This window comes from Amycolatopsis sp. WQ 127309, from assembly GCF_023023025.1.
GTDB lineage: Bacteria > Actinomycetota > Actinomycetes > Mycobacteriales > Pseudonocardiaceae > Amycolatopsis.
In genome coordinates this window covers 9,746,593-9,766,290 of the sequence record NZ_CP095481.1, presented here as the reverse complement: position 1 = coordinate 9,766,290, position 19,698 = coordinate 9,746,593, and the positions used below count along the sequence as shown (strand labels likewise).

19 protein-coding genes are annotated in these 19,698 nt (G+C 72.4%); 9 read left to right on the top strand and 10 right to left on the bottom strand.

What is annotated here, in order from left to right:
• Positions 1–521 precede the first annotated feature (521 nt).
• The 4 genes from MUY22_RS42915 (at position 522) to MUY22_RS42900 (ending at position 2,891) form a co-directional block, all read left to right on the top strand.
• The gene (locus MUY22_RS42915) at positions 522–983 is read left to right on the top strand and encodes a DUF4383 domain-containing protein (RefSeq protein WP_247053164.1); all 462 of its coding nucleotides are present in this window, start codon (positions 522–524) and stop codon (positions 981–983) included.
• A 135-nt stretch (positions 984–1,118) separates the two neighbouring features.
• A complete protein-coding gene (locus tag MUY22_RS42910) occupies positions 1,119–1,526 on the top strand; it encodes an SRPBCC family protein (RefSeq protein ID WP_247053162.1) in 408 nt (135 codons plus the stop codon).
• 502 nt (positions 1,527–2,028) lie between these two features.
• Positions 2,029–2,421 carry a hypothetical protein gene (locus MUY22_RS42905; protein WP_247053160.1) on the top strand — a complete coding sequence of 131 codons (393 nt, stop codon included), beginning with the start codon at positions 2,029–2,031 and terminating at the stop codon, positions 2,419–2,421.
• Between the two features lie 281 nt (positions 2,422–2,702).
• On the top strand, positions 2,703–2,891 hold the full coding sequence (locus MUY22_RS42900) for a hypothetical protein (RefSeq protein WP_247053158.1): 189 nt from the start codon (positions 2,703–2,705) through the stop codon (positions 2,889–2,891).
• Here the strand turns inward: MUY22_RS42900 and MUY22_RS49875 are convergent.
• Positions 2,885–3,274, bottom strand: coding sequence for a DUF4383 domain-containing protein (locus tag MUY22_RS49875; protein ID WP_371827540.1), 390 nt, complete (start codon positions 3,272–3,274; stop codon positions 2,885–2,887). The two genes, MUY22_RS42900 and MUY22_RS49875, sit on opposite strands and share 7 nt — an antisense overlap.
• Positions 3,275–3,554: 280 nt before the next feature.
• On the opposite strand from MUY22_RS49875, the gene MUY22_RS42885 reads away from it, so the two are divergent.
• Positions 3,555–4,274: a G1 family glutamic endopeptidase gene (locus MUY22_RS42885; protein ID WP_247053156.1), complete on the top strand. Its 720-nt coding sequence runs from the start codon at positions 3,555–3,557 to the stop codon at positions 4,272–4,274.
• Positions 4,275–4,352: 78 nt separating this feature from the next.
• On the opposite strand, the gene MUY22_RS42880 is transcribed toward MUY22_RS42885, so the two are convergent.
• On the bottom strand, positions 4,353–4,760 hold the full coding sequence (locus MUY22_RS42880) for a hypothetical protein (protein WP_247053154.1): 408 nt from the start codon (positions 4,758–4,760) through the stop codon (positions 4,353–4,355).
• Between the two features lie 90 nt (positions 4,761–4,850).
• Positions 4,851–5,993 (bottom strand): epoxide hydrolase family protein, encoded by a 1,143-nt coding sequence (locus MUY22_RS42875; RefSeq protein ID WP_247053152.1) that lies wholly within the window; start codon positions 5,991–5,993, stop codon positions 4,851–4,853.
• Positions 5,994–6,056: 63 nt separating this feature from the next.
• On the opposite strand from MUY22_RS42875, the gene MUY22_RS42870 reads away from it, so the two are divergent.
• A complete protein-coding gene (locus MUY22_RS42870; RefSeq protein ID WP_247053150.1) occupies positions 6,057–7,028 on the top strand; it encodes a YafY family protein in 972 nt (323 codons plus the stop codon).
• A 114-nt stretch (positions 7,029–7,142) separates the two neighbouring features.
• Here the strand turns inward: MUY22_RS42870 and MUY22_RS42865 are convergent, their stop codons facing one another.
• The 6 genes from MUY22_RS42865 to MUY22_RS42840 form a co-directional block, all read right to left on the bottom strand.
• The gene (locus MUY22_RS42865; RefSeq protein ID WP_247053148.1) at positions 7,143–9,035 is read right to left on the bottom strand and encodes a hypothetical protein; all 1,893 of its coding nucleotides are present in this window, start codon (positions 9,033–9,035) and stop codon (positions 7,143–7,145) included.
• Positions 9,032–10,150, bottom strand: coding sequence for a VWA domain-containing protein (locus tag MUY22_RS42860; RefSeq protein ID WP_247053146.1), 1,119 nt, complete (start codon positions 10,148–10,150; stop codon positions 9,032–9,034). Before MUY22_RS42860 ends, MUY22_RS42865 begins: the two co-directional genes overlap by 4 nt.
• Complete coding sequence (locus tag MUY22_RS42855; RefSeq protein WP_247053144.1) at positions 10,147–12,426, bottom strand: DUF5682 family protein; 2,280 nt, start codon at positions 12,424–12,426, stop codon at positions 10,147–10,149. Before MUY22_RS42855 ends, MUY22_RS42860 begins: the two co-directional genes overlap by 4 nt.
• On the bottom strand, positions 12,426–13,514 hold the full coding sequence (locus tag MUY22_RS42850) for an AAA family ATPase (protein WP_247053142.1): 1,089 nt from the start codon (positions 13,512–13,514) through the stop codon (positions 12,426–12,428). The genes MUY22_RS42855 and MUY22_RS42850 overlap by 1 nt, the downstream gene beginning before the upstream one ends.
• Positions 13,511–17,116: a DUF4132 domain-containing protein gene (locus tag MUY22_RS42845; protein ID WP_247053140.1), complete on the bottom strand. Its 3,606-nt coding sequence runs from the start codon at positions 17,114–17,116 to the stop codon at positions 13,511–13,513. Before MUY22_RS42845 ends, MUY22_RS42850 begins: the two co-directional genes overlap by 4 nt.
• 271 nt (positions 17,117–17,387) lie before the next feature.
• A complete protein-coding gene (locus MUY22_RS42840) occupies positions 17,388–17,531 on the bottom strand; it encodes a hypothetical protein (RefSeq protein WP_247053138.1) in 144 nt (47 codons plus the stop codon).
• Between the two features lie 322 nt (positions 17,532–17,853).
• Here MUY22_RS42840 and MUY22_RS42835 point away from each other — a divergent pair, with 322 nt between their 5' ends.
• From MUY22_RS42835 to MUY22_RS42825, 3 genes are all read left to right on the top strand, one after another.
• Complete coding sequence (locus MUY22_RS42835) at positions 17,854–18,450, top strand: hypothetical protein (protein ID WP_247053136.1); 597 nt, start codon at positions 17,854–17,856, stop codon at positions 18,448–18,450.
• 79 nt (positions 18,451–18,529) lie between these two features.
• Positions 18,530–18,703 carry a hypothetical protein gene (locus tag MUY22_RS42830; RefSeq protein WP_247053134.1) on the top strand — a complete coding sequence of 58 codons (174 nt, stop codon included), beginning with the start codon at positions 18,530–18,532 and terminating at the stop codon, positions 18,701–18,703.
• Positions 18,704–18,743: 40 nt separating this feature from the next.
• Positions 18,744–19,094 (top strand): VOC family protein, encoded by a 351-nt coding sequence (locus MUY22_RS42825; protein WP_247053132.1) that lies wholly within the window; start codon positions 18,744–18,746, stop codon positions 19,092–19,094.
• Here the strand turns inward: MUY22_RS42825 and MUY22_RS42820 are convergent.
• Complete coding sequence (locus MUY22_RS42820; protein ID WP_247053130.1) at positions 19,072–19,245, bottom strand: hypothetical protein; 174 nt, start codon at positions 19,243–19,245, stop codon at positions 19,072–19,074. The genes MUY22_RS42825 and MUY22_RS42820 overlap by 23 nt on opposite strands.
• Between the last annotated feature and the right edge of the window lie 453 nt (positions 19,246–19,698).

Genomic DNA, 19,698 nt, shown 5'->3' with positions numbered 1-19,698 from the left:
GTCTGAAGTTGCATCGCGTCCGCTTCGGAAGCCGGCCGCTCTCGCCCGGAACCGTGGGTACCACCGCCGCGAAGGTGCCGACGCCGGTTGCGGCGGAGGCGTTGCTGCAGTGGTGACAACGCCAGGCCGCTCCACCTTTGTGAAGTGATGGGCGGAGGGGGCCCACCTGCCGGCTGAGGGTTCCACTTGCCGTCTTGCATCGTTCGTGCAACGCTGGATATCGGTCCAGGTGTTGACGTTCCACTCGGTCGACACCACCGCCCCAGCCCCTGGCGGCACTCGCCCAGCCGAATTCGGAGTGCCCAGGAGGTGGGTGGTCATGATCGTTCCCGTGCCACAAGTCCCTGTTGGGGCGGCTGTTTTGTGTGCCCTATAACAGATCGCGCGCGACTCTGTTGATCGTTCCGCTCTGCGTCCCCGCTGGTGTTGTTCAGCTGTCCCGTGCCTGTCACGTGGACTGACGTCCGCCACGAGATCGACAGTTCTGCCGATCCTCCTGAGGCGGCACGGAAAGGATGATCATGACTCGTTCGGCCGAATCGACGAGAACGACGACGCGTTCCCCTGGCCAGGTGATCGCCGCAGTGGTCGGGGTGGTTTTTCTGCTTGTCGGCCTGGGCGGATTCATTCCCGGCTTGACCACCGACTACGACCAGCTGACCTTTGCCGGGCACAACTCGATGGCGATGCTTCTCGGGCTGTTCATGGTCTCGGTGCTGCACAACATCGTGCACTTGCTGTTCGGGGTGGCCGGCCTCGCCTTGGCCCGCACCCCCCACGGCGCCCATCGCTACCTGATCGGCGGTGGCGCGATCTACCTCGTCCTGTGGGTCTACGGCCTGATCATCGACCACGACTCCGCTGCCAACTTCGTTCCGGTCAACACCGCCGACAACTGGCTGCACCTCGGCCTCGGTGTCGGCATGATCGCCCTGGGCGTCGCCACCGCAGCCCGGAACCGGACCACGCCGCGCCGCGCCTGACCACAGCTCGCGCAGGCTGCGGCTCGCCCGCCGCGCGAGCCGGGGGCTCTCACCTCCTTCCCCCGGCCCGCGCGGCATTACGACCTGCGACGTACTACCAGACCGGCAAACCAAATGACGGTAGAGGAGAACAAGATGTCCGAGTTTCGTGCGGCAACCAACGTGAACGCAGGAAAAGAAGCACTGTTCGACTACTTGTCCGAAGTGGGCAATCTGCCTCGATACTTCGAGAGAATGACGTCGGCCGGCCGCGGCGAAGGCGACGAGGTGGTCACTTCGGCGAAACTCCCGGACGGCCGGCAGGTCCAAGGAAGCGCATGGTTCCGGGTCGACGCCGCCGCCCACCGCGTCGAATGGGGCGCCGAAGGTGCCAACAGCTACCACGGCTCGTTGGAACTTCGAGAGGCCGGAGACGGCACTGAAGTCGAGGTCCGGATGCACACGACACGCGTTCCCGACGGGGACGAAACTGTGCAGCAGGGCCTCGAGGGAACTCTGGCGAACATCAAGCGCCTCGTCGAGCAGCACAGTGCTGTCGGCTGATCGACAAGGCTGCCCAGCCCCGCCGGCCTCCGCGCCCGGACCCAGCGCCTTTGCCACATCCGATGTCTCTCCGTCGCTGTCACTGTCGCGATGGTGCCTGCTCCCGGCAAGACGAACGGTGGCGGATCAAATGACCCTGCTGCGCGGCCGGTCCGATCGATCGGATTCGGCTTCTGAGGTGCAGGCCTCGGCCACGAGTGGTCAGCGCGATGCAATTCACCCGATCCGGTGATCCTTGGGAGTGGACGTCATCTGGGGCACCAGGACGCCTCTTGGCTGGGTGTTGCGGTGGCCGGGCGGCACGCCCCCCGACCGGTCGGCCACCGCACACATCAGAACCGGTTGCGTCAGCCGAGCGTCCGGCGCCGTGATCCGACCCCGGCCCGGCACGCTCCGAACTCGATGCGGCCTTGGTGAGCGGTGGCGGTCTGCGGGGCAGGTGTAGGCGTCGCGGATGCCGGGTACGCCTGGGTGAAGTTTCCCGACCGGAGGAGCGGAGACCATGGGCCATGCCCCGCCCGCCATCGTCACCCTGCGTCCGTCGTGCGATGACCTGCCGTCCGATGGCCTGGTCGGCGTGGAAGCACGCCGGTTGACGGCGCGGATCTTCGCGGATCTGTCGCCGGCGCGCCTGACCGATCTCCTCCTCCTCGTGGACGAGCTGGTGACGGACGCGCAGCGGCACGGCAGCCGGGTGCGTGAGGTCCACCTGTGCCGGTTCGACATGCCGGTCGCCGCGCACGTCGAGGTGATCTCCACGCCGGCAGCCACGCCGTCCTGCGCTGCTTCCGCCGGTGCCGAAGCCGAGTGGGGTCGGTTGCTCGTCGAGGACGTGGCGACGGCGTGGGGCGTGCAGCGGGAGGGCGACGATTGGATGACGTGGGCCGAAGTGTGACGCCGTGTGCCGGCGGCCGATGGCCGGCGCGGGCCAGTGCCGTGGTGGAGGACGCCATGCGTCGGAAGAACTCCGCGGACCTCTTGGTTCGGGCCGCCTTGCTCAGCACGGCAAGGGTGCACGATCACGCCGCCGAGCGGCATGACCGGCTGGCCCGGCGAGGCGGTCCCGCGGACGGAGAACACCGGTGCCGAGCAGAGGCGTACCGCGCGGCCGCGGCCGCTGCTCGCCGGTCCGCGGCCGATTTGGTGGCACCACAGCGAAGCTGATCCGCGCCTTGGTTGCTTCCGCCGCAGCGGTCCGGATCGGCGGCGGACGAGGATCGTCGTCAGGTCGATGGTGCCGTTGGTGATCGCGGCGGCGAGGTCGGTCAGGCGCAGGTGCTGCGCGGAACGGGGGCCGGAAAGACGAACAAGAAGGTCGTCCGTCACCTGGGACTGTCCGAGGACACCGCCAAGTCCTTTCAGTGACCTTGTATTTCCGGTTCCGGGTAGTGGCCGCAGGATCGGTCGAGCGCTGTGGTGGCGACCCGGAGACGATCATCGCGAGGCCGAGGCCGAGGCGCGGCCAGCACGCCGGACAACAGGTGAACCAAGTTGTGCAGCACGGACACGGTGAACGGGCCGAACAGGCGCGCCCCCGAGTGCGGCCCGGCGAACCGCGGATCCGCGTACCCCGCCGTGATGCCGGCGAACCGGTGCGTTGGATGCTCGGACGCTGCTTTCGAGACGATTCTTCCAGGTACTGTCTCGCAATAGCTGTGTACGTCTCCGTCGGCCACGGAAAGCTTCCTGGAAAACCAGATCTTGTTGCTCCGACCGGAGATCGCCGGGGGTCTTGGGCGGTTGTTCATGGGTTGTTCCGGCGGTGGCGGCGCGCGGGTGTCCGGCAGCGGATTCTGACCGCGTTGCAGGCTCCGGCCGGGCGGATCACGTGGGATGTCAGTGTGGACTCCACGATCGTGCGGGCGCATCAGCAGGCGGCGGGGTCTGCCCGGCGGCTGGTTGCGTGCGAGGACGTCTTCGTCCCGGTCGGCGGTGACGGCGGCACTGTCGACGGATTGTCGACGGCCAGTGTCACGGTGGTCCCGTCACCAGAGGCGCCCAGAGGTGGGAACCAGGGGAGAGGGTCCGATGTCCAGCAAAGTCCTGCGTGCTTTCGCGGTCGTGGCGGTCGCCGCGGCCGGTGTCGCGTTCGGCGTGGCTCCGGCCGCCGGCGGTGCCGCGAACGCCGCCTTCGCGCACGCCCACAACGCGTCCACGTCCACGAACTGGTCCGGGTACGCGCTCACCGGGACCTTCACCGCCGTGACCGGGCACTGGACCGTGCCGACGGTCTCCGGTTCCGGAAACCACTACTCGTCGCAGTGGGTCGGCATCGACGGGTTCGCCAATGCGAACCTGTTGCAAACCGGTACCGCGGCCTACGTCGAGAACGGCAGGGCGACCTACCACGCTTGGTGGGAGATCCTCCCGGCCGCCGAAACCCGGCTTCCGCTGACGATCCACGGCGGCGACGCGATGACCGCCACGCTGACCAAGAGCCGCACCAGCACCGCCTGGCGCATCACGCTCACCGACGACACCACCGGCGAAGCCTTCCGCGGCGCCCTCGACTACGCCGGCCCGGACGCGTCGGTGGAGTGGATCGAGGAAACGCCCACGGTCAACGGTGCCGTGGGCCCGCCGCCGCGGTTCACGACGTTCAGCTTCACCGGCGCCACGGCCAACGGCGCCAATCCCGGTCTCACCGCGAACGACAAGATCACGCTGGTGCAGAACGGCGTCGCCTACTCGACGCCCTCCGATCCCTCCGGCGGCAACTCGTTCTCGGTCTCCTACACCGGGCCGTGACACCGGCCCGGAGAGGGCCGGCATCGGGTTCAGGCGATAGGCGCCGTTGGTCATGGCCTGCAGATCGTGAGCGCGAGGTCACTGCTCCGGCTCGTCGCCCGCTCGGCGTGCCGGGTTCGCAGCCTGGTGCCTTGATCGGCAATGGGTGGCCTTGCCGCCTCGGACGCGGTCAAAGCGGGCGCGCGCCGCCACGGTGAATTCCGTTCGAAGGTGACGGCGATCGCCGGCGGCGTTGTCCCAGATGGTGCGGTTGGGTGCGATGCCGAAGCACTCGTCACCGTTGCCGGCCTGCCAGTCGACGACAACGACGTAGGTGCCGAGCTTGCACGTGCCGATGTAGTTGTCGCAGTTGACCTTGCCGTCGCCGGTCACCAGTTGGCGGTTGAGGATGGTTGCGTTGGTGCGCGCGGGCTGCGTCGGCGCCATGGTGAGGGCGATTCCGGCGGCCGCCGCAGCGTTCCGCACGGCTCGTCGGGTGAACGTCACCAGTGTTCTCCCCTTGCGGAGGCCCCGGCCCAGGTCGAGCCGTGGCGACCGTCCACGCGCGAATGGGGATTCGTAGTGGAGCCGTGAGACTCAGGAAATGCTGCGGAAGAAGGTGCGGATGTCGTCCGCGAGCAGCTCCGGCTCCTCCATCGCGGGGAAGTGACCTCCCTCGGTGAACTCGCTCCAGTGGCCGATCGCTTTCCACGGGTCCATCGCGCGGCGCACGAGCGGGTGGGTGTCGAACACGGCCCATCCGGACGGCACACCGGAGGCCATGACCAAGTCGGGTCCGGAGTGCTCGGACTCGTAGTAGAACTGCGCGCTCGACGCGCCGCTGCGGGTGAACCAGTAGAGGCTGATGTTCGTGAGGAGCTGGTCGCGGTCGACCGACTCGTCCGGTGTCCGGTAGGTGCCGCCGGTCCTGGTCTTGAACTTCTCGGCGATCCACGCGAGCTGGGCGACCGGCGAGTCGGTGAGCGCCGCGCCGATCGTGTCGGGACGGTGGTCCTGCATCAGGAGGTACCCGTGATCGGCCGCGTCCTCGGTGCGCACTGCCTCGATCCGGGCGATCTCGTCATCGGACAGGCCCTCGGGGAAGGGGAACTTGACGCCGAGCAACCCGAGCAGCCGGGGGTCGCAGCCGATGTGCGTGCCGATGACACGCTCCGGGTGGATCGCCGCGAGGCGGCCGGTGGTGCCCGCACCGACGTCGGTGCCGTGCGCCGCGAACCGCTCGTAGCCGAGACGCGTCATGATCTCGGCGTAGGCGTCCGTCGTGCGCGCCAGCTCCCAGCCGGTCCCGGCCAGCGGGGTGGACAACCCGAAGCCGGGCAGCGACGGGATGACGACGTGGAACTCGTCGGTCAGCAGCGGGATGAGTCGCAGGTAGTCGACGAACGATCCCGGCCAGCCGTGGTTCAGGACCAGCGGGGTGGCCCGCGGGTTCGCCGATCGAACGTGGACGACGTGGAACGTCTGGCCGTCGACGACCGTGGTGAACTGTTCGAGCTCGTTGAGCTTCTCCTCGTGCGCACGCCAGTCGAATCCGTCGCGCCAGTACTCGGCGAGCTCCTTCAGGTACACCAGCGGGATGCCGCGGCTGAAGTCGGTGCGGTCGTCCCGGCCCGGCGTGGGGATCGGCCAGCGGGTGTGTGCCAGCCGGGTGCGCAGGTCGTCGACGTCCGTCTGCGGGATGTCGATGCGGAACGGCGTGAGCGTGTTGTTCTCGGTCATGACATCGACGTTCGCAGGCAATGCGGCAGGTTGGCTTCCGCTATTGCTGACATGATCGAAACCATGTTGGAGACCTCGGCGCGTCTGCTCGAACTGCTGTCGTTGCTGCAGCTCAAGCGCGACTGGACGAGCACCGAGCTCGCCGGCCGGCTCCATGTGAGCACCAGGACCGTGCGCGCCGACATCGGCAAGCTGCGGTCGCTCGGGTATCCCGTGGACGCGCGCCGCGGCGTCGCGGGCGGGTACCGGCTGGCCGCCGGGACGGCGATGCCCCCGCTGCTGCTCGACGACGATGAGGCCGTCGCGGTCGCGGTCGGGCTGGGTGCGGTCGCGGTCCAGAGGCTGGGGGTCGAAGAGACATCGCTCACCGCGCTCGCGAAGCTGGAGCAGGTGCTGCCCTCGCGTCTGCGTCGGCGGGTGGAGGCGGTACGCGAGGCGACGAGCGTTGTTCCCGGGGCCGGGCCGCCGCTCGACCTCTCGGTTCTCGGCGCGGTCGCCGCCGCGATCCGCGGCCGCGAACGGCTCCGGTTCGGGTACACGAAGCGTGGGGGCGACGAAGAGGCGCGCCACGCCGAACCGCAACGGCTGGTGAACTGGGAAGCGCTCTGGTACCTGCTCGCGTGGGATCTCGACCGTGACGACTGGCGGGTCTTCCGGGTCGACCGCATGGTTCCGCACGCACCGACGGGTGCGCGGTTCCGGCCGCGCGTGATCCCGCAGGACAATGTCGTCGAGTTCGTCGTCGGACGCATCAGCAAGGGAGCCTGGAAGTACCGCGCCCGCGTCCTGATGCGTGCTCCCGCGGCCAAGATCGCCGCGAAGATCCCCATCCCGGTCGACATCGAGGTGGTCGACGAGTCCACGTGCCGCGTCGAGGTGGGTTCCGACGACCCGGACCGGCTCGCGTTGTGGATGACACAGCTCGACGTCGACATCGAGGTGATCGACGGGGACGAGCTCGCGGTGGCGTTCGATCGCCTCGCGACGAGGTTGCGCCACGCGGCGGGCGAGGGACCTCGCGACAGTTCTCGGTGATCGATTCCTCGCGGGCGCCCGGCGCCCACTCATCTCGTCCGTCGGCCTCGTAGCTGACCGACGTTCTGGTCTCCGTACGCCGTCACGTGGTCGAGTGCGCGCGGTCCGGGCCCGTCAGTGCAGCTCGTTCGCCGTGAGGAGGCGGATCTCGGCGCGTAGCCAGGTGGCGGGGTCGGCCGGCGCGGTGCCCCACGCCCGGACCGCCTCGGCGCAGCGGGTCAGGCCCGTGCGGGTCAGGGCGGCGGCGACCGGGGTGGCCCTGGCCGGGAACGTGGGCGGCAGGCGGTTCAGGCCGCGGTGCGCGGCTTCGGCGAGCAGGGCCAGCGCGCCCTCGATCGCGGCGGCCGGTGGGGGTGGCTGGACGGGACCCGCGGCCGGCGGGACGGTGCCGGTCGCGGGCGCCAGGTCGGGCACCACCACCCCGGCCGCGGTGCGCACGGCGAACGGCTCGACGACCAGCCCGCCACCCGCTCGCCGGATGGCGCCGGACACCTCGAGCGGGTCGCCTGCCAATGCCTCGGCCAGTGCGTCGAGGGCGCCGGGTGCGGCCGCGCGGTGGGTGAGGCTGACCGTGGCCTCCGCGCCGCCGGGGTCCACGACGACCGCGTCCAGGCGCTGGGCGCCCGCGAGGTAGCGAACCTGCCGCACCCGGGCTATCGGCACCACCCGGACCAGCTCGGCCGCGACCCGCGGCCGGACCACCCTCGGTGGCAGGCCGGTCAGCTGGGCCAGCGCCTCGGTGACCGGCGGACGCAGCGCGGGCGGCAGCCCGGCCCACGACTCGCCCACCGGGCTGACCGTGGTGCGGGCCAGCCGGCCCGCCCCGAACCGCACCACCCGGCCCGCGCTGCGCACCGCCGCCTCGCTGACCACGTTGCCCGCGGCGAGCGCCGCCAGCGTCGTGCCCGCGAGCCGGCGGGACCGCATCGGCCCCGTGCCCGCCGGCCAGCGGTGCTGCACCACCAGCACCGTCTCCGTGCCGGGATGGGCGAGGAACACCTCAGCGGTGTCGGCATCGTCTTCGTGGTCCACGCGGCACCCCAGCGCCACCAGGCGCACCTGCCGCAGCGGGGTCTCCGCGGGCTCGTCGGTGCCCAGCACCCGCGCGGGTGCTCGCGCACCGGAGTGGTGGCGGGCGTGCAGTTCCGCGATCAGTTCCGCGACCCGCACCGGTTCGTGCCGGGCGGATCGTGTGCCGTAGGCGGTCAGCTGCTCGACCAGCTCCGCCAGCGCCGCGGCGGGCCAGCGCAGGTTCGCCCGCTCGCACGCGGCGTGCTCGCGGCGCAGCGCGGCGACCAGCACCTCGTCGGCCGGCACGACCCCGGTGCGCAGCAGCTCACCGGCGGCCGCCGCGGCCGCGGCCATCGCGCCGGTCGCCGCCCCGGCCGCGGGCCGGTCCACCCGGCCGGCGAGCTCGACGGTCACGTCGGGATCCGCGGGTGCCAGCACGTCCGCCTGCCGGAACGCCCACACGGCGACCACGACGAGGACGTCCCTGGCTTCCGCGCGGGCGTCACAGTCGACGAAACCCAGCTCGCCGGGCACCAGGAAGCGCACCGTGGCGGCCGGGGTCTCCACCGTCATGGCCGGCCTGCGCACCCGCGCGGTGAGCCCGCCGCCCACCGCGCGCCGGGCCGCGGTGAGGGTGCGGGCCCCGAAGCGGGCGGTCAGCTCCTCGTCGGTCACCGCCCCCGGCCACCCCGCCGGGACCTCTCCGGCCGGTGCCGCCGCCGGGGCGGCGGCGTGATCGCGCTGGTAGGCGAGCACGGCGCCGAGGCGGTGCCGGCACATCCCCGGCGCGCCGCACGTGCAGCTCGCCGCGTCCAGCCCCCGGCCGGGCGGCAGCACCACCCGCGTGCCGTCGGCGAACACCGCCTCGACCGTGCCGTCCCCGGCCGACGTGACCGGCGGGACGCCGTCGAGGTCCCGGGTCGCGCGTTTGACCAGGCCCCGGTTCGCGAGGGCGGCGAGCGCGTCGGTGCTCAGCGCGAGCAGGTCCGCCCTCACCGGCCGATCCTCTCCGCCACGAACTCGGCGAGGTGGCCCGGGGTCATCGCGCCCACGTGCGCCCCCACGTCGGCGAGCCGCCGGCCGAGTGCCCGGTCGTAGTCGGGGTTCGCGGTCTCGTCGAGGGCGGCGAGGCACAGCACGTGCGTGCCCTGCCCGACCAGTCCGTGCACGGTGCGCACCAGCGACCCCTCGTCCCCGCCTTCGTGGAAGTCGGACACGATCGCGACGATCGCCCGCCTCGGCGCGTCCACCAGGCCGGCGCCGTAGCGGACCGCGCGCGCGATGTCCGTGCCGCCGCCGAGCTGCACCTTCATCAGCAGCTCCACCGGGTCGGTGACCTCCGAGGTCAGGTCGACGACGTTCGTGTCGAACGCGACGAGGTGGGTGCGCAGGCCGGGCACGCCCCACAGGCAGGCGGCGGTCACCGCGGAGTGGATCACCGAGCCCACCATCGAGCCGGACTGGTCCACCAGCAGCACCAGCTGCCACGGCTGGGTGTGCCGCCGCCCGCGCGAGGTGAACCGCGGCTTCTCGATCAGCAGGCGCTTCGAATCGGGCTGGTAGTGCGCGAGGTTGGCCCGCACGGTGCCCCGGAAGTCGAAGTCGCGGGCCTGCCGGAAGGTGCTCGGCCGGCGCAGCCGCGTGCCGGTCAGGCCGTGCTTCACCTCGGTCGCGAGCCGCGCCACCAGCTCGCGGACCACCTCCGCGACGATGCGCCGCGCCAGCGCGAGCACCTCCGGGTTCATCAGGTGCTTGGTGCGCAGCACGGCCCGCAGCAGCGCCGGGTTCGGCTCGACCCGGGCCAGCACCTCCGGGTCGGTGACGATCTCGTGGATGTCGTAGCGCTCGACCGCGTCGCGCTCCAGCCGCTCGACGGTCTCCTGGGGGAACAGGCGGTGCACGTCGTCGAGCCAGTCGACCGCCGTGAGGTTCGAGTCCCCGCTCCCGCCGCCGCGCACCCCGCGCTCGGCGAGCTCCGGATCGCGGCCGTACAGCCACGACAGCGCGGCGTCCATGGCCGCGGTCTCGCCGTCGAGACCGGTCATGCCCGCCGCCGGGGCGCCGAGCACCAGCCGCCAGCGCTCCAGGTCGCTGCTCGGTCCGTCGTTCACAGGTCCGCCAATCCCGCCCGTGTGAGCATCTCGTCGATCGCCTCCTCGATGGCCGCGCCCTCGGCCACCAGTACCGGGTCGGCCCGCACCCGCAACAGCCCGCGCCCCGACCCCTCGCCGCCGTGCCGCGCGACGAGCGCGGTCGCGAACCGCTCCCGTTCGGCGGGCGGGAAGAACTCGAACGCCTGCCGCAGCGCGGGCAGCGCGATCAGGAAGTCGTGGGCGGTCAACGTGCTCACGACTTCGTCGAGCACCGCGGTGAGCCCGCCGTCGTCGAGCACCTCCTCCCGCGCCACCGCGAACAGGCCGGCGAGCCAGTCGCCGAGCACCGCGGGTGCCCGGGGCACGGCGTCGCTCGGCACCACCGCCGCGCCCAGCGCCCGGCACAGGCCGAGCCCGGCGCCGCGCAGGTCGGGTGGCACGTCCCGGCTCGCGACGAGCCGGCCGCCGACGCCGATCGCGATCTCCGCGTCGAGGCCGAGCGCGGCGCCGCCGTCGCGGACCGCGTCCCGGACCGCCGCGAGCGCCCGCAACCGGGCCGGCTCGGCGGGGACGTCCCCGCCGCGGATGCCCTCGGCCAGCCACAGCGCCTGCGTGGCCGCGGTGGTCACCACCGTGCCCAGCAACGCGCTGCCCGCGGTGCCGAGCAGCCGGTCGTGGCGCCACAGCCCGAGCGCCACCCGCAGCGCGGCACCGAGCGGCCCCAGTTCCCGCGCCGCCGCCACCCCGGCCGCGACCCGGGTGGTCAGGTCACCGGCGAGGTCGGCGAGCCCGCACAGGGCCGCGTCGTACAGCAGCCCCGCGAGCGAACCGACCTCGTTCCGCCGGTCGGCTCGGCCGGCGAGCGTGGCGGTGGCGGCGTCGGCCGGGGTGCCACCCCGGGCCGCCGCCTCGATCAGCGCGGACTCGCGCTGGTCGGAGGCGGTGAGCTGCCAGCGTTCGGCGGCCGTCGCGTCCCGGCCCGCCGACGGGCCCGACTTCCGTTCCACACCGGGGACGCCGAGCACGCGCAGCCGGTGCAGGACGCGGCTGCGCCGCAGGTCGGTCGCGTCGGTGAGGTCCAGCCGGACGTCCCGGGTGCCGTCGAGCCCGAGCGCGGCCAGCTCCGCGGCGACCGCGCCGACCAGCGGCGGTGCCGGGGTGTCCGGGTGCAGGCGGCCGGTGCGGTCGCCGGTGAGCGCGGCGACCATCTCCACGACCACCGGGTGCGCGCCGGGCGACAGCGGGCCGCGGGCCGACCACGGCAGCGGCTGGTCCAGCGCGTCCGAGACGAGCGCGCTCACCAGGCCGTCCAGCACGTCGGTGCGGGCCGGGTGCGGGTGCCCGCGCAGCGCCGCGAGCCCCTCGCCCAGCGCGTTCGCCGAGATCAGGTCGGCGGTGGACACCGGTTGCCTGCGGGCCCGCAAGCGCGTCACCACGTCGGCCACCAGCCCGGTCGCGGCCTCCTGCGGCCCGTCTTCCCAGAGTCGCTGGTAGTAGCCGGGGGAGGGCATGCCGGAGGCGTAGCCGGTGAACGCGTCGAGTCTGTGGTTCGAGTACGGCACCAGGTAGCTGCCGGCCTCCGTGCCCGCCGGCACGTCCGGGACCGGCGGCCAGTCCGGGTTCGCGGTGGTGGTGCCGCCGGCGTCCGCGAGCCTGGCCACCAGCGCCGGGCGGTGGAACCCGCCGACCACCACCACGACCGGCCCCTCGTCCCGCGCGGCCGCCGCGGCGACCCACCGCGCCATGTACTCCTCGCGTGCGGTGTCCTCCGCCCCCGCGTCCGCCTCGCCGCGAACGAGGTCGAAGTACGCGGCGAGCCGCTCCGCCAGCCCCTCGTGCGGGTGCGCCTCGACCAGGTGGTCCCACAGCACGTCGACGTTGTCCACCGACAGCGCTCGGCACAGCCGTTCCGTGGCGTCGGTGTAGCGGCGTTCCGCGTCGGCGTAGACGTTTTCCGTGTCGGTCGCCCGCCAGCCGGGCAGGTCGATGAACCGCACCTGCGCGCCCACGGCCCGGCCTTCGGTGAGCGCGATCCACTCGGGGGAGTAGTCGCAGAACGGGGCCCACGACAGCCGGGTGCGGGCGGCGTCGCGCACGTAACTGAAGATCGCGAGCGGCGGGGTGTGCCCGAGCAGCAGCTCACCGATGCGGCCGGTGAAGTCGGCCGGTCCCTCGACCAGCACGTGCGCGGGCCGGTGCTCGGCGATCGTCTCGCGCACCAGCCGCGCGCACGCCGGGCTGTGGTGGCGGACCCCGATGACGTGAACGGCGCCCCCGTGTACCGGTGCCGCCATCAGCCCGGCAGCCGCAGCCGGGCGCCGTGCAGCTCCGCCCACGCGGGCGAGCCCTTGCGCCGCGCGGCGTCGTGCTCGAGGTAGCGGCGCAGCTTCGCGAGGTCGTCCGGGCTGTCCTTCGCGGCCGTCCCGGCCAGGCACTCGACGACGTCCTCGCCGGTCCCCGCCTCGCCGCGCAGGTACCAGCCGCGCAGGCCGACGGCGTGCGCGACCGACACCGCCTCCGCCGTGCTGAGCACCGTGGACAGCCGTTCCCCGCCACCACCTCCGGTGCCCGCGCGCAACTCCCGGAACGTGGTGACCAGCACCTCGAGGACGTCGCGCCGCTGCGCCACCGGCACCCCGGAACGGCGCAGCAGCTCCGCCGACTCGGTCGCCACCAGCGCCAGTTCGGTGTCCAGGTCGGGGATCGGGAACACGGTCTCGAAGTTGAACCGGCGCTTGAGCGCCGCGCTCATCTCGTTGACCCCGCGGTCGCGGGTGTTGGCGGTGGCGATCACGTTGAACCCGTCGGTGGCGAACACCATCGCGTCCCGCCCGGTCAGCTCGGGGATCGCCAGGACCCGGTCGGACAGCGGGGAGAGCAGCGAGTCCTGCACCTCCAGCGGGCAGCGGGTGATCTCCTCGAACCGGACGACCTTGCCCTCGGCCATGCCGCGCAGCAGCGGCGCGGGGACCAGCGACCGCGTCGACGGGCCCTCCGCGACGAGCATCGCGTAGTTCCACGAATAGCGGATCTGGTCCTCGGTGGTGGCCGCGCCGCCCTGGATGGTCAGGGTCGACACGCCGCTCACCGCGGTCGCGATCAGCTCCGACAGCAACGACTTGGCGGTGCCGGGTTCGCCGACCAGCAGCAGCCCGCGGCTGGTGGCGAGGGTGACCAGGGCCCGGTCCACGAGGGACGGGTCGCCGACGAACTTCTTGCGCACTCCCAGCTTCGCGTCGCCGACGACGAACCGGCGGGCCGCGTCGAGGCTGAGGGCCCACCCCGGCGGGCGGGGCGCGGTGTCCTGGTCGCGCAGGCGGACCAGGTCGTCGGCGAACCGGACCTCCGCGGGCGGACGCTGCAGGTCCTGCCCGGCGGTCACGGGGCGCCCACCAGTTCGGTCAGGTCGGCCAGCAGCTCACTCGCCGACACCGCGTCGAGCGTGCCGAGCGGCGTGTCCTCCCGGCCCCACCAGCCGTCGTGATCGGGCGACAGGAACACGCGCCGGATCTCCTGGTTCTCACCGAGCATGGTGGGCTCGCCCGCGACGATGCCCTCCTCCAGCTCGAGCACCCCGAACCAGCCGCCCGCGAGCGGTTTGACCACACCGGCCTCCACTCCGCCGTCCTGCGGCGCGGTGCGTTCCCAGCCGCGCTTGGTGAGACCGAGGACCCGGCTCACGCTCACCGGAACCTTGCCGAACCGCGCCAGGGTGAGCGCGGTGCGTTCCTCGCCGGTCAGCGCGAGAACCTGCCGGCCGAGTTGCGGGAACGGTTGCAGGATCTCGTAGTCGGCGAACACCTCCGACCACGCGGTGAGCGCGTCCCCGAGGTGCAGCGGATGGGCGACGCCGACGGTGGTGCCCGCGGCCGGGGTGTAGGTCTCGTCGCCGGCGTCGGCGAGCGTGCGGTCCTCGGCCAGCCGGAACGCGCCGGCCAAGGAGTCCTGCTCGTCGTAGACGCCCCACACGAGTCTGCGCACGACGTGCCGGAGCAGCGGGTGCCCGGAGAAGTAGCGCGCGAAGTCCTCGTGGCTCCACCGGCGTCCCGCGACCATGGCCCGCTCCAACCGCGTGATCTGGTCGCTCGCCAAGGTGCGGACGTCCTTCTTCAGCGCGGAGAACCGCTGGTAGGCGGCGGTTGCGAGGTCCGGGTCGTCCTTCGCGCCGGGCTTGGGCAGCGACTTGCGGCGGGTGCCGTCCTCGTCGGAGACGGTCGGGCGCAGCGCCTCGTCGAAGCCGACGACGAACCGGCGCGGGCCGTAGCCGAGGACCATCGTGCCGTCCTCCGCGAGCCCGAGGTCGGGCACCAGCCGGTCGGCGAGCTGCTCGGCGGTGAGCCCGAGCTTGGCCGCCACCAGTTCGATCTTCTCCCCGGCGCGCTGCTTGAGCCCGGAGAACTTGACCTTCTGCGCGATGCCGTTGAGGTGCATCAGCGCGACGTCGGTGCCGATCTCGGCCAGCACGTCAAGCCCGGTGACGGCGCGGGCGTGCCCGCCCTCGCCCGGCCAGGCACGGATGACGGGCGACAGCCGCCGCACGGTCTCGTCGTCGCCGACGGCGGCCAGCGCGGTCAGCGCCCAGCCGTCCTTGGCCGGCAGGCCCGCCTTGCGCCACGCTTCGAACACCGCCCACCCGAATCCGGCGAGCGAGCCCGGGTCGCACACCTCGGCAACCTGCGCGATACCGCCGTACGGCTCGTCGGGGGTGCCGAGCACGAACATGGTCAGCAGGTCCGCGGTCGACGCCGTGGGCAGCGCGACGTCGGCACCCCGCAGCCGGATCTGCGGCAGCGCGGCGGGGTCGGCCCACGCGCCGGGCGCCGGCATCTTCTTCGGCAACAGCTCCAGCGGGTCGGCGGCGAGGACGCGCGCCACCCCGTCGCCCGCATCGAGGCCGGCCAGCCGGCCGGCCTCGGCGACGACGGTGCCGGTGCCCTCGTGCGCGGCGAGCGTGCGGAGCATGGCCTCCGCAGCGTCCCGCGCCTTGCCCGCGCGGCCGAGCGCGGCGGGCACCAGGTAGGGCAAGGTCGCCAGGCCGTGCCGCAGGAGCCACGCCCGGACCACCGGCCGGGCCGGCTTGCGGCGGGCCATCGCCGTGGCCATGATCGCGGCGACCTCGGTGTCCAGGACGGGCAGCAGCGCCTTGAAGTCGTCTTGCCCGTTGTTCATGGCGACCGCGGTGACGACCACCGGGACCGCGGCGGTCCCGAACCGGGCCAGCAGGGCCGGACCCCACACATCGAGGTTGTAGAGCCGCTTCGGCTGCCAGGCCGTGAGCGCGGGCAGTGCCAGTTCCTCCGGCGCGTGCAGCAGTATCGAGGGCAGCATCCAGTCGCTGCCGCGGTGCTTCTCCAGCTCCACTGCCCAATCGGTGCCGGGACGGGTGTGGCGGCCGGAGGAGTCGCGCGTCCCCCGCGCGAGAACCTGAGCCCGTTCTCCGTCCTCCCACACGACACGCGTCGGCGCGGCCACGTCCAGGTCGGTCAGCACCACCGGCGGCGCGGTGTCGCGCGGACGGGTCCAGGGCGGACTGACCAGCACCGGCGGCAGCAGCTCGGCCGGCGCGTCGGGCAGCCGGACGACACCTTCCTGGGTGGCGAACGCGGCCTGCCTCGCCGCTTCCGGCAGCGTCGGCACGACGTCGGTGAGCAGCTCGGGGCGCGCCATCAGGTGGGCCCGCAGCAGCTCGGCGGCCACCTCGCCGCTCTCGCCGCCCTCGGCGGCCGCCTCGGCCAGCAGCCGGGTGGCGCGAACCGGGTAGCGCGGCACGGCCTCCTGCAGCGCGGCGCGGAACGGTGCCTTCACCGCGTGGGCGACCAGCCCGCGGAACGCGTCGTCGGTCGGCATCGCGACGATCGCCGCGAGCAGGCGCTTGAGCATGTCGTTGTCGGCCTTCGCGGTCCACCGCACGAGTACCGGCGCGGCGGCGGGGCCGACCGTGCGCACGATCGTCGGCAGCGTCCTGGACTGACGGTGCAGGCCGTAGGCGTCGCCGAGCCCCTCGAGCTGCTCCACGCTGTGCACGGCGCACAGGTACATCCACCCCGCGAGGTGCCCGTGGTCGTCGACCTCGGCGGGCAGCTCGTCCACCCACGCTCGCTCGGTGGGCGCCAGGAACGCCGCGACCAGCCGGGTGCCGGGGCTCTTCCGGAAGCCGCCGAGCACCTCGACGACCCGCGCGTACTCGGCGTCGTCCGCCGCCGCGACCGCCGTGCGGACCTCCCCGAGCACCTCGGGGCCCGCCCAGCGCCACGGCAGGTGCTCGCCCTCGGCCAGGTGCCGCACCGCGTTCGCTGCCTGCCGGCCGCCGAGGCCCTGGGGGGTGAGGGTGGCCAGCCGCATCGCCGCTTCGGCCGCGAACAACAGCCCGTGCTCGGCGAGCCAGTACGGCCCGAACCGGCCGAGGTCGTCCCGGTCGTAGTAGGTCACGCAGGCGCTGAGGACGGTGAGCACCGCCGCGGCGCCCAGCGGGTCCGCGGTACCGCCGAGGTGCGCCCGCGCGGCGGCGGCGACCGGCTCGTCGGTGTCCGGTGCGTCGAGCACTTCGTCGATCTTGTGCCGGTACGAGGCCAGCAGCTTGCCGGCCGCCGCGTGCGCGTCGGGGGAGGGGCGGTACCGGGGCTTGCCCAGGTCCCGGCGGGCGTAGGCCATCCGCACCACGCCCGCCGGTGGGTCGAAGGTGTCTTCGTCGACCGCGGTCACCGCGGTCACCTCGGTCTTCGCGACGGGCGTGCTCTGGACGGCCGGCTCCCGGACGGACGGTGCCTCGGTGGCCACCGCGCCCGTGTCGGTGTAGCCCTTCTTGACCTTCTCGTCGACCTGTTTGGCGAGGAACGCGGCCGCGTCGGGGGCCGAGCCGAACCCCTTGCGCTTGGACTGCCCGCCGGTCCCGATCCGCCCCCACGTCACGACCACGTCGGTGCCCTGCACCACCCCCTCCCAGAACTTCGCCGAGCCACCGCCGATGTACTCAAGACGCCGCACGTTCCACTCTTCCCTGCCGTACTTCTCCGACCGTGTGCCCAAGCTAGCCGGACCCACCGACAGTCCGGAGTGGATCGCGCGGATCGGGGTCCGCGAAGGTGCCTGGTGAAGATCACGACGGGGGCGTTCCGACGGTGGCCGGGCGCTCGCGGAGATCAACGTGAATCCCGCACAGGGGGCTGATCGCTGACCCGGGCAGCAAAGGCGGAACCGTTGGCACCGCACGACAGTTCCTGAAGTTGTACGGCGGCGGGGGAGCGTTCCACGCTCGTTACAGCTTGATGAGGACTTTCAGGTTCTTGTGGTCGGCGATGTCCTGGTAGGCGGCCGGAACACCTTCGAGGTCGGTGCGGGCTCGGTGGCGTCCCATCAGGACGATCTGTTCGGCGCGGGGCTGGACCGGGTCCCCGGGCATCACGACTCGGTGACGCGCCGCTTGCAGCGGTGTCGGCAGTGGGGCCGGTTTCCTCCGCGGCGGCCGCTCCTTCACCGCCGCCGGTGCGGTGGGAGGCCGCGTCCACCGTCAGCGCGGGGAGCTTCGCGGAACGTCCCCCTGCGGCGGAGAACGCGGAACCTGCGGTGTACCCGGAGCAGTGGAACAGATCCAGGTCGAGCCCGTCCGGCCGCTCGTCGCTGCACCGCCCGCCCATCCCCGCGATCGGCCGGTGGCCTTAATGCTGTTCGCATGAGCAAATAGCTCCGTGTCGTTTCGGCAGGTCCGGGCTTAGGTTCGGGCGGTGGCGAACGAACTGACCATTCCGCTCCTGCCCTGTCCCTCCATCGACGAGATCGCGTCGTTCTACGAGATGCTCGGCTTCGAGATCACCTATCGGCAGACGCGGCCGAACCCGCACGTCGCGGTGCGACGGGAAGACATCAACCTGCACTTCTTCGGGATGGAGGACTACGACCCGGCGCAGTCGTACAGCACGTGCCTGGTCATCGTGGACGACACCGGCGAGCTGTTCGAGGCCTTCGCGGCGGGGATGCGTTCCGTGCACGGGAAGCTGCTCGTCTCCGGCATTCCGCGGATGACCCGGCCGCGGCTGCGCAACGACCGGTACACCGGGTTCACCGTCGTCGATCCGGGCGGTAACTGGATCCGGATCTCCAAGGCTGCCCAGGAACCCGAGGCGCGGACGAAGCTCGCCAGAGCGTTGGAGAACGCCGCGAGGCAGGCGGATGCGCGCGGCGACGAACGTCAGGGTCTGAAGATCCTGGAAGGCGCGTTGAAGCGGGCGACCGGCGATGAACCGGAGCTTCCGGCGGTGCGGGAGTTCCGCGAGGAGCTCGTCGAACGGATCAAGGGGTCTGAGCCGCGTCCAGGCGCTTGAGCGCGGCCCTGACCACCTCAAGGTTCGCTCTGCTGAGCCTGTACTCGGCGACGAAGTGAACGCTTATTGCCCGGGCGCCGTGGGCACCGACATGTGGATCACGGTCGATCGCGAGATGGCTCGGCACACCGGCGCCGAGCCGGGCGCGACCTACGCCCAGTACGTTGACGGGGTCGCGCTCGGCCGCGACGGGACACCCGACGACGTCGCCGGGTTCGTCTCGTACTCGCCGGTCCGGACGCGAAGTACGTGACCGGGCAGGCGCCCCTGATCGACGGAGGACTGGTTCACCGATGAACGACAAGCCGCAGCTGCGGCAGGTGCAGCACCCGGTCGCCGACGTCGGGGCGGCGGTCGAGTTCTACGCCGCCGCTTTCGGCTTCGCCGAGAAGTTCACCGACGGCGACCGGTACGCGGCGCTCGACGCCGGTGGCATCACGCTGGCCCTCGCCGGGCCGGCGGAAGACGTCACCGGCGGCGTGCCCGCGGCGTCGATCAAGGTGCCCGACGTCGCGGCGGCCGTCGACGCCGTGGTGCGCGCCGGTGGCGTGGTCGTGCGCCCGGCCGAGCGCGGGCCCCACGAAACCCGCGCCGTGGTGCGGGATCCGTGGGGCAACGCGCTCATCGTGTACGGCCCGGCCTGATCGTCAGAAGACGACGCTTGTCGAGCGGGAACCGCCCCTGTTCCCACAGCTTGACGAGCGTCGGGATGAACCGCTGCGGGACGGAGCTGCCCTGGATGACCGTCTTGAACGTCCAGCCCTTCACCAGGGCCGCTCCGATCTCGAACGGCACCGAGGTGCCCGGCGCGGGGTTCTCGCGTTCAGCCTCTCGGTGAGGTCCTCACCGCCGCTGTGGGTCGCGCCCAGCACCGCGGGCAGGGGAGTGGGGTAGACGCCGGCCCGCCGCGTCCACGCCGTCGCCGTTCGTGCGGTCCACACCGCCGTTCCGGGCAGCGAGAGCCACGAGAAGCCGCAGATGCCGGCCGTCATCGGCACCCGGACGCTTCCGTGGTTCCCCGACCCTCCTGCGAGCCGCTGGTATCCGGTTCGAGTACGCGCGTGTGTGCGACGGGCAGTTCATCGAGGCCGGGCGCAGCTACCAGCAGGCCCTGCTGATCCGGGAGCGCTTTAGCGGTTTCCCGGCCTGGCCACCAGGAGTTTCGGCGTGGGCTGAATCGTTGGCCCGCACGATGACCCGGCTGCGACGATTCCGCTCGCAAGAGCCGAGGCCGTGACGCTCGCGGCT